Genomic DNA, 14,438 nt, shown 5'->3' with positions numbered 1-14,438 from the left:
TCCATTGTTAGCCCCGGCTTCTGTATTTTTTCTTCCACAGGACAATCAGCGAACCTATCAGGCCAAACACCAGCAGCGCGACGGGCAGCAGCATCAGGCAGGACATCAGCTGATCTTCATACTTCAGGAATACCGGCGTTTTCCCCAGCAGGTATCCCAGCGAGGTCAGGATCAGAACCCACAGCAGCCCGCTCATCCAGTTAAAAAACTGGAAGCGTGCGCTGCTCAGGCCTGATAGCCCGGCGATGGTCGGCAGCAGCGTACGAACGAAAGCGATAAAGCGGCCAATCAGCAGTGCGGAAAGCCCGTGCTTATGGAACAGGTGATGCGCGCGCTGATGATAGTGCGAAGGGAGGTGCGATAGCCAGTTTTGTACGATTCGCGTATTGCCAAGCCATCGGCCCTGAATATAGCTCAGCCAGCAGCCGAGACTTGCCGCCGCGGTGAGCAGCAGCAGCGTTTCCGGAAAGCCCATCGCGCCTTTGGCTATCAGGACGCCGACCAGCACAAGCAGGCTATCGCCGGGCAAAAAGGCGGCGGGTAGCAAACCGTTCTCAAGGAACAAAATCATAAATAAGACAAAGTACAGCATGCCAATCATGGAGGGATTAGCGAGAGTTTCGTAATCCTGAGCCCACAAGGCGTTCAATAATTGGGTTAATAGTTCCATTCACGATTCCTGGTACATCGGTTAACGGCACGTCTGAACGCGGTATATGCACGGCGACATAGCTTTTTATTAGATTATGGTCGCTACTGCGCTCTGAACGGTTCCCTGTTTAAAAGTGAAGTAAGCCAAAGCTAACTCTCAGAACGACAAAATGCATCTAATTGTAACAAACCCGCTGACTTTACGTCATAGAAATTGCAGTTTGTTGCATTCTGATTTTGCTGATTGCGAAGGAGGGTGGCGAGTGTATTTACACAGGCTGACACTATATATGCTTTGCTTACCCTGAGGCTTTACGGGCAGCGGAGGAATCGCTGCCCTGCAGAAGGAGAACGTCTATTTTACGCCGTTGGCGGCCGTATCGAGATGAACCACGGGATTATCGGCAAACAGGTAGCGATCGGCATTGAATTCAAAGTCGTCGCTGGTTTCGTTGAACAACATCAGCTTGGTATTTTCCAGATGCTGCCACATCGCCAGCTTAGCCGCATGTGGATCTTTGCGAATCAGCGCTTTAAGAATTTGGTCATGATCGTCGCACCAGTTATCGACGGTACGTGAGTCGATATGGTCGTGCAGTTTTTTCCAGTACGGGTTATGCACGCGCTGGGTCCACATTTTTTCTACGATAGCGGCTAACGCCGTATTTTGCGTCGCCAGCGCGACCTGGACATGGAACTGAAGATCCCATTCGGAATCGCGGAAGCACTTCTCTTTACGCGCTTTTTCCTGGATTTCCATCAGCTTCATGATGTCCTGCTTGGTCACCTGAGTCGCCGCGAATTCGGCAATATTGCTTTCTATCAGCTGACGGGCCTGCAACAGCTCAAAAGGACCATAATTGGCAAATTCCAGCGATTCGTCGGCAATTTGCTGATGTTTTGGATGATTAGAGATGACGTGGATGCCGGAGCCTTTGCGGACCTCAACGTAGCCTTCAACTTCCAGCATAATGATGGCTTCGCGAACCACGGTACGACTTACGCTTTTTTCATCAGCGATAAACCGCTCTGCGGGTAGCTTATCGCCCACAAGGTAGACACCTTGTTCAATGCGCGTTTTAAGCTCAGCAGCAAGCTGCTGATACAGACGACGCGATTCAGTGATTTCCATATTCGCTCCCGGGAGATGGCGACAATATTGGATTTGTTATACCACTTTTACGCGCTTCTCACCATAAGAAGAGACGAAAAAGCCGCCTTAATCAAGGCGGCTTTCGGAGGGGATAACTCGCGTGCCTCTAGCTTTGCGTGGCGGGTTTACTCGTTTCCAGCGGTGTCGTGTCGTCATCCGCCGATTTATTTTTCAGCACGGTCCAGATAACCACGGCGCCCAGCACATCGAAAACCGCCAGCACGGCGAACAGCGGGCTAAAGCCGATAGTGTCCGCCAGTGCGCCAACCACCAGGGCAAACATCGTGCTCGCCAGCCAGGCGGCCATACCGGTCATGCCGTTCGCCGTCGCTACTTCGTTACGCCCAAACACGTCGGAAGAGAGGGTAATTAACGCACCGGACAGCGCCTGGTGAGCAAAGCCGCCGACGCACAGCAGGGCGATAGCGACAAATGGGCTGGTGAACAGACCGATCATCCCAGGGCCAATCATCAGCACCGCGCCCAGGGTGACGACCATTTTGCGCGAAACGATGAGGTTTACGCCAAACCAGCGCTGGAACAGCGGCGGCAGATAGCCCCCAACGATACAGCCAAGATCGGCAAACAGCATCGGCATCCATGCAAACATCGCGATCTCTTTCAGGTTAAAGCCGTAGACTTTAAACATGAACAGCGGGATCCAGGCGTTGAAGGTCCCCCACGCCGGCTCGGCAAGGAAACGCGGCAGGGCGATACCCCAGAACTGACGGTTGCGCAGAATCTGCCACGGCGACATTTTCTTGCCGTTGTTGGTCTGATGCTGAGATTCCTGGCCGCCGATAATGTAGTCGCGTTCTTCTTCAGTTAATTTTTTCTGATCGCGCGGGTGTTTGTAGAAAATCAGCCACGCCATCGCCCAGGCAAAGCTCAGAACGCCGGAGATAATAAACGCCATCTGCCAGCTGTGCATCACGATGGCCCAAACCACCAGCGGTGGGGCAATCATGGCGCCGATCGAGGAGCCGACGTTGAAGTAGCCAACGGCGATAGAACGCTCTTTTGCCGGGAACCATTCGGAGCTGGCTTTCAGGCCCGCAGGGATCATTGCCGCTTCGGCGGCACCCACCGCGCCGCGCGCCAGCGCCAGACCGCCCCAGCTTCCCGCCAGCGCCGTAGAGCCGCAGAACACTGCCCATGCGATAGCAAAGAAGGCATAGCCGATTTTAGTGCCTAAAACATCCAGCACGTAGCCGGCAACGGGTTGCATAACGGTATAGGCAGCGGAATAGGCCGCGATGATATAGGAATACTGTTGGGTGGAGATGTGTAACTCTTCCATCAGAGTCGGCGCAGCTGCCGCCACAGTGTTACGCGTCAGGTACCCCAGCACGGTACCTAACGTCACCAGTGCGATCATGTACCAACGTAACCCTTTAATTTTACGCATGTAAACCTCATCGTTTGTTATATATCCGCAGCGGGTGCGGCTATCTTCCAGCCCTGTAACTGAGGCGAAGAAGGTGAAACGGAGGGTTCAGGAGAGGAAACCTCGTATGGCCCGAACCTTGCCATTAACTGTTGTGTCTAATTCGGTGTCCATACCGGTAAATCCGACGTGATAGTTCGTCGGTAATGCATTCCGTCGGTTTATATGTTTCGACGGCAGCAAGATAACTTGTCATACAACTTCAAAAGTTGAGTGACGTCACAAAAGTGGGAAAGTTTGTGTGGGCATTCGTTCATGCGAAAAAGGCCAGAGTTGGCGCGCTCTGGCGGGGCGTTTACTCCTTTGATGGTACTTTTTTTGTCATCGTTTATTGATCTAACTCACGAAAAATACTTCGGCCTGTGGAAATTGGTGTGATAACTTTGTCAGCATTATAGTCAATCATCTGATGGGCTCCCCAGGGGGCGAAGAGGACACGAAAATGACACCGTTTATGACCGAAGATTTTCTGCTTGATACCGAGTTTTCCCGCCGCCTGTACCACGATTACGCGAAAGACCAGCCGATTTTTGACTATCACTGCCACCTGCCGCCGCAGCAGATCGCGGAGAATTATCGTTTCAAAAATCTGTATGACATCTGGCTGAAAGGCGATCACTATAAATGGCGCGCGATGCGTACTAACGGCGTAGCCGAGCGTTTGTGCACCGGCGATGCTTCCGATCGCGAGAAATTTGACGCCTGGGCGGCCACCGTACCGCATACCATCGGTAACCCGTTATACCACTGGACGCATCTTGAGCTGCGCCGTCCTTTTGGTATTACAGGTAAGGTTCTCTCGCCGGCGACGGCGGATGAAATCTGGAATCAGTGCAACGATCTGCTGGCGCAGGACAGCTTTTCCGCTCGCGGCATCATGCAGCAGATGAACGTGAAAATGGTCGGCACCACCGACGATCCGGTCGATTCGCTGGAACATCACGCCGCCGTCGCTAAAGACAGTTCATTCTCCGTGAAAGTACTGCCGAGCTGGCGCCCGGACAAAGCCTTCAACATCGAACAGGCCACCTTCAACGACTACATGGTGAAGCTGGGTGAAGTGTCTGACACCGATATTCGCCGCTTTGCCGACCTCCAGTCCGCGCTGACCAAACGTCTGGATCACTTCGCCGCTCACGGTTGTAAAGTGTCTGACCACGCGCTCGACGTGGCGCTGTTCGCCGAAGCCAACGAAAGCGAACTGGATAGCATCCTGGCGCGTCGTCTGGCGGGTGAAGCCCTCAGCGAGCATGAAGTCGCGCAGTTCAAAACGGCGGTACTGGTCTTCCTCGGCGCGGAATACGCCCGCCGCGGCTGGGTGCAGCAGTATCACATCGGCGCGCTGCGCAACAACAACCTGCGCCAGTTCAAACTGTTAGGGCCGGATGTAGGGTTTGATTCCATTAACGACCGCCCGATGGCGGAAGAGCTGTCCAAACTGCTCAGCAAACAGAACGAAGAAAACCTGCTGCCGAAAACGATCCTCTACTGCCTGAACCCGCGCGACAACGAAGTGCTGGGTACCATGATCGGCAATTTCCAGGGCGAAGGCATGCCGGGCAAGATGCAGTTCGGTTCCGGCTGGTGGTTCAACGATCAGAAAGACGGTATGGAACGTCAGATGACCCAGCTGGCGCAGCTTGGCCTGCTGAGCCGCTTTGTCGGGATGCTGACCGATAGCCGCAGCTTCCTCTCCTACACCCGTCATGAATACTTCCGCCGCATCCTGTGCCAGATGATTGGCCGCTGGGTTGAAGCGGGAGAAGCGCCGGCGGATATTCAGCTGCTGGGCGAGATGGTGAAAAACATTTGCTTTAACAATGCGCGTGACTACTTCGCCATTGAACTGAACTAAGACCAGAGGTCGGTTGATATGCAATACATTAAAATCCATTCGCACGATAACGTCGCGGTAGCGTTGGCGGATATGGCGGCAGGCACGGTAGTCACCATTGACGGCGATACGGTCACGTTGGCGCAGGATATTGCGCGCGGGCATAAGTTTACGCTGCGCGGCATTGCGAAGGGAGACAACGTCATTAAGTATGGTCTGCCGATAGGGCATGCGCTGGCGGATATTGCGCCGGGGGAACATATCCACTCCCATAATACGCGTACTAACTTAAGCGATCTCGACGCGTACAGCTATCAACCGGATCTGATCGAACCCGCCGCGCAGCCGGCGGATCGCGACATCCAGATTTATCGTCGCGCCAATGGTGAAGTCGGGGTGCGCAACGAGCTGTGGATCCTGCCGACCGTCGGCTGCGTTAACGCCATGGCGCGCCAGATGCAGAACCGTTTTCTGAAGGAAACCAACGACGCGGAAGGTATCGACGGCGTTCATCTCTTCAGCCATACCTACGGCTGCTCACAGCTCGGTGACGATCACATCAACACCCGTACCATGCTGCAAAATATGGTGCGCCACCCGAACGCCGGGGCGGTACTGGTGGTCGGCCTGGGCTGCGAAAACAATCAGGTTGATGCCTTCCGCGAAACGCTGGGCGAGTTCGACCCTGACCGCGTCCACTTTATGATCTGCCAGCACCAGGATGACGAAGTGGAAGCCGGGCTGGAGCATCTGCGCCAGCTATATGAAGTGATGCGCCACGACAAGCGCGAGCCGGGTAAGCTGAGCGAACTGAAGTTTGGTCTTGAGTGCGGCGGCTCTGACGGTTTGTCCGGCATCACCGCAAACCCGATGCTGGGCCGCTTCTCGGATTATCTGATTGCCAACGGCGGCACCACCGTGCTGACCGAAGTGCCGGAAATGTTCGGCGCCGAGCAGCTGCTGATGAGCCACTGTCGCGATGAAGAGACGTTTGGCAAGCTGGTGACGATGGTTAATGATTTCAAACAGTACTTTATCGCTCATGACCAGCCGATTTATGAGAATCCATCGCCGGGCAACAAAGCGGGCGGTATCACGACGCTGGAGGATAAGTCGCTGGGCTGCACGCAGAAAGCGGGCTCCAGCCAGGTGGTCGACGTCCTGCGCTATGGCGAGCGGCTAAAAGTGCACGGCCTGAACCTGCTGAGCGCCCCGGGCAACGATGCGGTTGCGACCAGCGCCCTGGCCGGCGCGGGCTGCCATATGGTGCTCTTCAGCACCGGTCGCGGCACGCCGTACGGCGGTTTTGTGCCAACGGTGAAAATTGCCACCAACAGTGAACTGGCGGCGAAGAAAAAACACTGGATCGACTTCGATGCCGGTCAGCTGATTCACGGTAAAGCGATGCCGCAGCTGCTGGAGGAGTTTGTCGATACCATTGTGGCCTTTGCGAACGGTAAGCAGACCTGCAATGAGCGTAATGATTTCCGCGAGCTGGCGATATTCAAAAGCGGCGTCACCCTTTAATTACTCGTCATCTTTCACGCCACAGCTGCGGCGTGAAACCTTGTTGAGTAATAAAGGGAGTCGTTTCAAAAGCGGCGTTTCAGAGTATGATGCGCCGTTTTGTCTTATACCCTAAATAATTCGAGTTGCAGGAAGGCGGCAAGTGAGCGAATCCCCGGGAGCTTACTGAAGTAAGTGACCGGGGTGAACGAATGCAGCTAACGCACATGCAACTTGAAGTATGACGGGTATATAAGGACTTTTCATGACCGCATACTGGCTTGCCCAGGGCGTCGGCGTTATCGCCTTTCTGATCGGTATTACGACCTTTTTCAACCGCGATGAGCGTCGCTTTAAGCTACAGCTGGCCGTCTATAGCGCCACCATTGGCGTGCATTTCTTTTTGATGGGCGCCTGGCCGGCGGGAATGAGCGCCGAGCTGAATACCGTCCGCACCCTGATCTCCATGCGCACCCGCAGGCTGTGGGTGATGGCCCTGTTTATCGTGCTCACCCTGGTGCTGGGGCTGGCGAAGCTGCAGCACGCCATGGAGCTGCTGCCGATTATTGGCACCCTGGCCAGTACCTGGGCGCTCTTTCGCTGCTCGGGTCTAACCGTCCGCTGCGTCATGTGGTGTTCGACCGCCTGCTGGGTGATCCACAACTTTTGGCTGGGCTCGATCGGCGGCACCCTGATTGAAGGCAGCTTCCTGTTGATGAACGGTCTGAATATCATCCGATTCCGGCGGATGCAAAAGCGCGGTATCGATCCGTTTAAAGCGGAAAAGGCGGGGCAGAAAGAGAACCCCTCCGCGCGTTAGCGGAGGGGAGAGGTGAGATTAACTGCGCAGGGCGTTTTTCGCCAGCTGTTCGTCTTCAGCGATACAGGCGGCGGCGGTGAACAGCGCATCGGTCGAGGAGTTCAGCGCGGTTTCGCAGGAGTCCTGCAGAACGCCGATGATGAAGCCCACGGCGACCACCTGCATGGCGATATCGTTCGGGATACCAAACATATTACAGGCCAGCGGGATCAGCAGCAGCGACCCGCCCGCCACGCCGGAGGCGCCGCAGGCGCACAGCGAGGCGACCACGCTCAGCAGCAGCGCGGTCGGCAGATCGACCGGAACATTAAGCGTGTGTACGGCCGCCAGGGTCAGAACCGTGATGGTAATCGCCGCGCCGGCCATGTTTATGGTCGCGCCCAGCGGAATAGAGACCGAATAGGTATCGCGATCCAGATTCAGCTTTTCGCACAGCGCCATATTCACCGGAATGTTGGCGGCGGAGCTGCGGGTAAAGAAGGCGTATACGCCGCTTTCGCGCAGGCAGGTCATCACTAGCGGATACGGGTTGCGGCGGATTTTCCAGAACACCAGCAGCGGGTTAATCACCAGCGCCACCAGCAGCATACAGCCAACCAGCACCAGCAGCAGCTGGGCATAGCCCCACAGGGTTTCAAAACCGGTCGTCGCCAGCGTGGAAGCGACCAGGCCGAAGATACCCAGCGGCGCAAAGCGAATCACCACTTTAACGATAAAGGTAACCGCGTGGGACATGTCGTTAATCAGATTTTTGGTGGTTTCATTGCCGTGGCGCAGCGCGAATCCTAAACCGACGGCCCATACCAGAATCCCGATATAGTTGGCGTTCAGCAGCGCGTCAATGGGGTTAGAAACCATGCTCATCAGCAGCCCGCGCAGGACTTCGACGATACCCGACGGTGGGGTGATGCTCTCTGCCGCCGCGTTCAGGTGCAGCGTTGACGGAAAGAGGAAGCTGAACAGCACCGCGGTTAACGCGGCGGCAAAAGTCCCCAGCAGATAGAGGAACAGAATCGGGCGGATGCTGGTTTTCTGCCCCTGCTGATGGTTGGCGATAGAGGCCATGACCAGCATCAGTACCAGCACCGGCGCCACCGCTTTCAGCGCGCCGACGAACAGCGTACCCAGCAGTCCAACCGCCACGGCGGCCGGTTTTGAGACCGTCGCCAGCAGCACGCCGAGTACCAGACCAATTAAAATTTGTTTGACCAGACTGCCCTGAGCCAGTCGCCGTAGCAGGGTCGATCGGGGTGATGGGGTTGCCATAATTCATTCCTTCCAGTGATGTCGCTGTCCGTCCCGGCTACGTATTATTTGTAACGTTTATGTCCGGATGTAAATAGATGTTTGCCTGGTTGAGTATACGGAAAGAACGCTTCTGGGGAAGGGTAAAATGCTGTTTATCGCGCTGAGATCTTATTTTTTAACTATGTATTAACTATTTTGTGACATGAGTAAGAATAATGCGCGGCAAACGTTGCCGACCGGGTGAAACGGGTCTTCACCCGGCCGTTTACGTCTTACTGCAGCTGTTTTTTCCGATCGTTCTGCTTATTGACCCAGGCGTTGATAAGCAGCGTCAACGCCAGAATACCGCCGACCACGCCCAGCGAAATGCCGATGGGAATATGGTAAAAATCGACAATCAGCATCTTGATGCCGATAAACACCAGAATCACCGACAGGCCGTACTTCAGCATGGAGAAACGCTCCGCGACGCCCGCCAGCAGGAAATACATCGCGCGCAGGCCGAGAATCGCGAACAGGTTTGAGGTCAGCACGATAAACGGATCGGTGGTCACGGCGAAGATGGCCGGAATGCTGTCGACGGCAAAGATAACGTCGCTTAGCTCGACCAGAATCAGCACCAGCAGCAGCGGCGTGGCGTAGATAACGCCGTTTTTGCGGGTAAAGAAGCGTTCACCTTCGATTTTATCCGTCATGCGCAGATGATTGCGGATCCAGCGTACCAGCGGTTTATCGCCGATCCCGGAATCGTCCTCTTTCGCCAGCGCCATCTTCACGCCGGTAAACAGCAGGAATGCGCCGAAGACGTAGAGCAGCCATTCAAACTGAGAAATCAGCCAGCTGCCGGCGAAGATCATGATCGTACGCAGCACGATCGCGCCCAGTACGCCGTAAACCAGCACTCTGCGCTGTAGCGCAGGCGGAACGGCAAAGTAGCTGAACAGCATCAGCCAGACGAAGACGTTATCCACGGCCAGCGCTTTCTCGATCAGGTAGCCGGTGAGGAACGCCAGCGCTTGCGGGTCGGCCACGGCGCGACCTTCGGTCTGCACCAGATACCACCAGAAAGCGGCGTTAAACAGCAGCGAGAGGGTAACCCAGAGAATGGACCAGCCAGCGGCCTGCTTCATGGTCATGCTATGCGCACCACGCCGTCCCTGCAGCAGCAGATCGATAGCCAGCATGATGACCACGACCACTGCGAATCCGCCCCATAACAACGGTGTGCCGACAGTATTCATTACTATTTTCCTTACATAAAAACAAAACGGCTGACGTCGGAAGACGGCAGCCGCTGCGCTTTTATGCATAGACCTCGCCTTCCGGCAAGGTCTCACTTACAACAAGAATCTGTTGCCCGGCGACCGGATGCGGTTTTTCACGCATCGTAATGACGATCGGCCGGCAAGGAAGTTACTCCCCTTTGCGCGTAACAAAGTATTACAGGTTATAAATGGCGTCAATGGAGGCCGACGGACCATTTACACAGCTTTACGCCACCGGTTGACTATCCGCCGGGAAGACCACGCCGGTCTGGCGACGAATTTCGCTCAGCAGCTTCGCCGTGATGCGGCTCACTTCCAGACCCGGATGAGCCACCTCGTTGGCTTCGACCAGACGAGCGAACTCCTCCGCTTCATACAGCATCGTATTGATATGCTGCGGCTGGGTGAGATCCTGAGACTTGCCGCCGCGCGGCACGAAGCACACTTTCTGGCATTCGGAGATTTTTTCGATCACCAGCGCGCCGGCTTCGCCCTGAATTTCGCTGGGGATGGCGGAATCGCTGACCTTCGAGTGGTGCAGGGTGACATCGAAATCTCCGTAGCTGAGAACGACCGTGCCCTGGCCATCGACGCCGCTTTCCAGCAGGCTGGCGGTTGCGTGCACCGCGCGAGGCTCGCCCCACAGCGCCACCGCGGAGGCCAGACAGTAAAAGCCGATGTCCATAATCGAGCCGTTAGAGAAGGCCGGATTGAAGGTATTGGGATTTTCACCGTCGAGATAGCGCTGATAACGGGAAGAGTACTGGCAGTAGTTAATAAAGGCTTTGCGCAGCTTGCCGATCTTGTCGAACGACTGTTTAAGCAGCTGGAAGTTTGGCAGGCTGGCGGTTTTGAACGCTTCGAAGAGCACCACGTTATTTTCCCGCGCCGTTTTGATCGCGGCTTCAACTTCCTGCAGGTTAGAGGCCAGCGGTTTTTCGCAAATCACGTGCTTTTTATGGCGCAGAAACAGGCGGGTTTGCGGGAAGTGCAGCGAGTTTGGGCTGGCGATATAGACCGCGTCAACGTCAGGGCTTTGCGCTAAATCTTCCAGCGAAGTGAACAGATGTTCGACGGGATAGTCGCTGGCGAAGGCCTGGGCTTGCTCAAGGCTGCGGGAGTAGATGGCGGTGAGTTTATATTTGCCGGTTTCATGGGCGGCATCGACAAACTGCTTGGTTATCCAGTTTGTGCCAACAACTGCGAAACGTATCATAAACGTTGACGAACTCCGTAAAAGGGACCTTTCGTCACTGTAGCACGCCATCATGACAAAACCAGTGCGCTATGGCGCAGAACGCTCTAACGAAAGCTGGGTCAGCCACAGGCGGGTATCAAACTCCAGCTGATGGTACTGCGGCTCCATATGGCAGCACAGCTGATAGAACGCTTTGTTGTGCTCTTTTTCCTTCAGGTGCGCCAGCTCGTGCACCACGATCATCCGCAGAAAATCCTCCGGCGCATCGCGAAAGACGGTGGCGACGCGAATTTCGGCTTTCGCCTTCAGCTTGCCGCCCTGAACGCGGGAGATGGCGGTATGCAGGCCGAGCGCGTTGTTGAGCACGTGGATCTTGTTGTCGTACATCACCTTATTGATCGGCGCCGCGCCGCGCAGATAGCGCGACTTCAGATCCTGGGTGTACTGGTACAGCGCTTTATCGTTGTTGATATCGTGACCCTGCGGATAGCGCTTTTTCAGCACCTCGCCGAGACGGTTCTGTTCGATTAACGCGGTGACCTGCGCCAGCAGGGATTCAGGGTAGCCCTGGAGATAGGTTAAAGTGCTCATGCAGCCTGTTTGGGTCATTCAGCGACAACTGCCGGGGATTCTAGCACCCCGCGCGGGCAGGATGCCAGAAAGGCGGCGTTACTCGATTATCGCGTCTTCTACCGCCCGGTAGCTAAAGAAGTCAAACAGCGCCTCTTTACGATGCAGCATGCTATCCACGCAGGCCATGCCGACAAACGCGCCGGTAAACTCGCCGTAGCGGCTGTATTCATCGGAAAAATGCGAGGTGTCGTAGACCGCGCCGATGTTTTGGTATTTTTCGCCATCCGCGGACCACGAGCACCGTATCTCCCGGCCGTTAATCGCCATCGCCAGATAGACTTCTCCCTCCGCAAGGCGGATTTTCTGCGGGTCGTCGTGACGCTCGCCGTTATCCATATAAATGATGGCCAGCTGCGCTGCGCCGGAGGCTTCATCCCAGGTTTTATGCAAAAACAGATAGTTCATGTTGTCGTAGTAGAGCGTCAGGCCGGCGCTGTGCTGATAAATCTCCGGGCTGAAATCCATCTTCGTGACGATGGTGGCGTATACCGAGGTGAGCTTTTTCGCCAGCAGACTGACTTTATTGAGCGAGCTCAGCGACTCCTGGCCGCGTAAGGCAAGGTAGCCCGCTTTACGTTCAAGGCTGGTAAAGCGCTGAAAGCGGATCCGCGGCGCATAGAAGGCGTTATCCAGCGTCTGCCCATCAAAATCATCCCTGTCTGGTTTAGCCGGAAACGGCTGAGAAGGCAGATTAGACTCTTCCACCTGGTGCTGAGCGAGGTTCCCCCCGTCCGCCATGCGCAGCCAGCCATCGTCGCTCCATACCATCTTTTGTATCGCCGTCTCGCGGCCCAGCGGGCAGCGCAGCGCCTGGCGGAAGGGTCTGCTGCAAAGATGGGTTAACCAGACTTCGCCCGTCGGGGTCTCGACGTAGCTGCCGTGCCCGGCTTTTTGCAGATAGGTTTGCGGATTGAAGTAGTGTGGTTTGAGATGGTCTGCGTCGTGGCGCGCGTTAAAGTTCTCCGGCCAGGAGGTGACGATGGGGTTTTGCGGATCGCCTTCATAGGGGCCGGCGACCTGCGTTGCGCGCGCCATGGTGACCGCATGGCCGTAGCCGGTGCCGCCTTCGGCGACCATCAGGTAGTAATAGTCGCCGCGGCGCGTCAAATGCGGTGCTTCAATACAGCCGCGATCGGTACCGCCGCGCCAGATCCGCTGCGGATAGCCGACAACGCTTCGCGTTTGCGGCGAATACTCCACCAGGCAAATGGCGCCCGGTTTTTCGTAACCTTCGCGGGTTTCCCACTCCAGGGAAACGATCCATTTTTTTCCGTCGGTGTCGTGCAAAATGGAGGCATCGAACCCGGCAGAGTGGAGATAAACCGGCTCACTCCACGGGCCGGTGATTTCACTGGCGGTAATTAGATAGTTATCTACATCGAAATAACGTGAATTCATGGAATTCATCACGCCATAAATAACGTAGAACAGCTTTTCCTCTTCACACCAGGTCAGGCTCGGTGCCCAAATGCCTTTGGCGGAGGGCAGCTTTTTTAAATCCGGATTATTATCATCGGTAAGAACGTGGGTAAGTAATTGCCAATGTTTTAAATCCCTCGAATGGTAAACCGGCAGACCGGGAAACCATTCAAAGGAAGAGACCGCCACATAATAATCATCGCCGCGCCGACAGATACTGGGGTCAGGATTAAAACCTTTAAACACAGGATTCTGAATCATCGTATTTACCCTTAATGCGCAAAATATAGCGATGATTGTAAATAGGCGATGGCGACGGGGATATATAGACTCTGGCTATTTATATAATAAACGTCTACTTCTCCGGTGATGCGGCTCACAAAAACGCGTTATTTCTCCGCCTGACGCCCTACGGCATCGGTGCTTCTGACTTTGTGACGGAAGGCCAGCGGGGTGTCGTTCATCATCTCTTTAAACTTGAGGCAGAAGTAGGCGCTGTCGGTGAAGCCGGCGCTTTGCGAGATATCGCTAATCTTCAGGTCGGTGTTGGTCAGTAGATTGATAGCGATATTCAGTTTGCGCAGCAGCATAAATTTTTTGAAGCTGATGCCGAAGGCGGATTTAAAGGTGCGGGAAAACCAGGATTTCGACCACCGGCAGCGGCGGGCGGCTTCTTCGGTTGTCATCTCAAAATTTTCATTTTCATCAATGGATTGCAGAAGTTCAATCAGCTCGCTGAGGTAGTGGTGGTTGGTCCGTTCGGTAATGGGGACGGAATCTTTCAGGCTGTTAAAGGCATGCAGCAGCACGCTCTGCATCAGGGAACGGAACAGCGAATCGGCAAAGTCGCTGAACTCGCCGCACCAGCTCAGGAGCAGCTCCAGACGCTCGGCTTCCTCGCCGGAAAGGTAAGCGACTGCGCCGCAGTGCGCGGCGGGTAGCGACAGGTCATATCCCTCAAGCCACTCTTTTTCGAATTGCATAAGATAACGCTTGTGGCTGGCAGCGGCCGGCAGCGTCATTTCATGGATCAATAAGGCAGGCACGAAAACCAGGGTATTGTTTTTTATCGTAAATTTCTCATCACCAATCGAATAGCTGCCTGCCGACTCTCTGAACCACATCAGTTCGTCCATCATATGAAAATGGGGGACTACGTTTATGCCATTGAAATCATTTATGTTATCTACCCGTAAGGTAAATAGCTCGCCGGCGCCCACGGGGATCTTTTCGAAAACGGGAGATTCGTCACTCATCGGGTACA

General features: G+C 55.1%; 12 protein-coding genes. 3 read left to right on the top strand and 9 right to left on the bottom strand.

The window, feature by feature from the left end:
- Positions 1 to 7: 7 nt before the first annotated feature.
- The 3 genes from yqjA to ABLU96_RS11685 form a co-directional block, all read right to left on the bottom strand.
- Complete coding sequence (gene yqjA / locus ABLU96_RS11695; RefSeq protein WP_004125499.1) at positions 8 to 670, bottom strand: DedA family general envelope maintenance protein YqjA; 663 nt, start codon at positions 668 to 670, stop codon at positions 8 to 10.
- Positions 671 to 1,006: 336 nt separating this feature from the next.
- On the bottom strand, positions 1,007 to 1,783 hold the full coding sequence (gene exuR / locus ABLU96_RS11690; RefSeq protein WP_004854448.1) for a transcriptional regulator ExuR: 777 nt from the start codon (positions 1,781 to 1,783) through the stop codon (positions 1,007 to 1,009).
- A 127-nt stretch (positions 1,784 to 1,910) separates the two neighbouring features.
- On the bottom strand, positions 1,911 to 3,212 hold the full coding sequence (locus ABLU96_RS11685; RefSeq protein ID WP_004854445.1) for an MFS transporter: 1,302 nt from the start codon (positions 3,210 to 3,212) through the stop codon (positions 1,911 to 1,913).
- Between the two features lie 481 nt (positions 3,213 to 3,693).
- Between ABLU96_RS11685 and uxaC the strand changes: the two genes are divergently transcribed.
- The 3 genes from uxaC to ABLU96_RS11670 all read left to right on the top strand — a co-directional run bounded on the left by uxaC (position 3,694) and on the right by ABLU96_RS11670 (position 7,411).
- Entirely contained in the window at positions 3,694 to 5,106 is a 1,413-nt protein-coding gene (gene uxaC, locus ABLU96_RS11680) for a glucuronate isomerase (protein ID WP_348862529.1), read from the top strand.
- Between the two features lie 18 nt (positions 5,107 to 5,124).
- On the top strand, positions 5,125 to 6,612 hold the full coding sequence (locus ABLU96_RS11675) for an altronate dehydratase family protein (RefSeq protein WP_014226935.1): 1,488 nt from the start codon (positions 5,125 to 5,127) through the stop codon (positions 6,610 to 6,612).
- A 244-nt stretch (positions 6,613 to 6,856) separates the two neighbouring features.
- Positions 6,857 to 7,411 carry a YgjV family protein gene (locus ABLU96_RS11670; protein WP_014226934.1) on the top strand — a complete coding sequence of 185 codons (555 nt, stop codon included), beginning with the start codon at positions 6,857 to 6,859 and terminating at the stop codon, positions 7,409 to 7,411.
- An 18-nt stretch (positions 7,412 to 7,429) separates the two neighbouring features.
- On the opposite strand, the gene sstT is transcribed toward ABLU96_RS11670, so the two are convergent.
- The 6 genes from sstT to ABLU96_RS11640 all read right to left on the bottom strand — a co-directional run bounded on the left by sstT (position 7,430) and on the right by ABLU96_RS11640 (position 14,430).
- Entirely contained in the window at positions 7,430 to 8,677 is a 1,248-nt protein-coding gene (gene sstT, locus ABLU96_RS11665; protein ID WP_004105963.1) for a serine/threonine transporter SstT, read from the bottom strand.
- A gap of 254 nt (positions 8,678 to 8,931) precedes the next feature.
- Positions 8,932 to 9,900, bottom strand: a complete 969-nt coding sequence (locus ABLU96_RS11660) for a TerC family protein (RefSeq protein ID WP_048260487.1) — start codon at positions 9,898 to 9,900, stop codon at positions 8,932 to 8,934.
- Positions 9,901 to 10,150: 250 nt separating this feature from the next.
- The gene (locus tag ABLU96_RS11655) at positions 10,151 to 11,140 is read right to left on the bottom strand and encodes a Gfo/Idh/MocA family oxidoreductase (protein ID WP_064404302.1); all 990 of its coding nucleotides are present in this window, start codon (positions 11,138 to 11,140) and stop codon (positions 10,151 to 10,153) included.
- Between the two features lie 69 nt (positions 11,141 to 11,209).
- Positions 11,210 to 11,713, bottom strand: coding sequence for a M48 family metallopeptidase (locus ABLU96_RS11650; protein WP_014839612.1), 504 nt, complete (start codon positions 11,711 to 11,713; stop codon positions 11,210 to 11,212).
- Between the two features lie 78 nt (positions 11,714 to 11,791).
- The gene (locus tag ABLU96_RS11645) at positions 11,792 to 13,435 is read right to left on the bottom strand and encodes a glycoside hydrolase family 43 protein (RefSeq protein ID WP_064404300.1); all 1,644 of its coding nucleotides are present in this window, start codon (positions 13,433 to 13,435) and stop codon (positions 11,792 to 11,794) included.
- A 128-nt stretch (positions 13,436 to 13,563) separates the two neighbouring features.
- Positions 13,564 to 14,430: a helix-turn-helix transcriptional regulator gene (locus ABLU96_RS11640; RefSeq protein ID WP_048260480.1), complete on the bottom strand. Its 867-nt coding sequence runs from the start codon at positions 14,428 to 14,430 to the stop codon at positions 13,564 to 13,566.
- Positions 14,431 to 14,438 lie beyond the last annotated feature (8 nt).

This window comes from Klebsiella sp. CN_Kp106 (assembly GCF_040064575.1).
Classification (GTDB): Bacteria; Pseudomonadota; Gammaproteobacteria; order Enterobacterales; family Enterobacteriaceae; genus Klebsiella; species Klebsiella michiganensis.
Note: the sequence above shows the minus strand (reverse complement) of the source record. Positions and strands in the feature narration are given on the sequence as shown.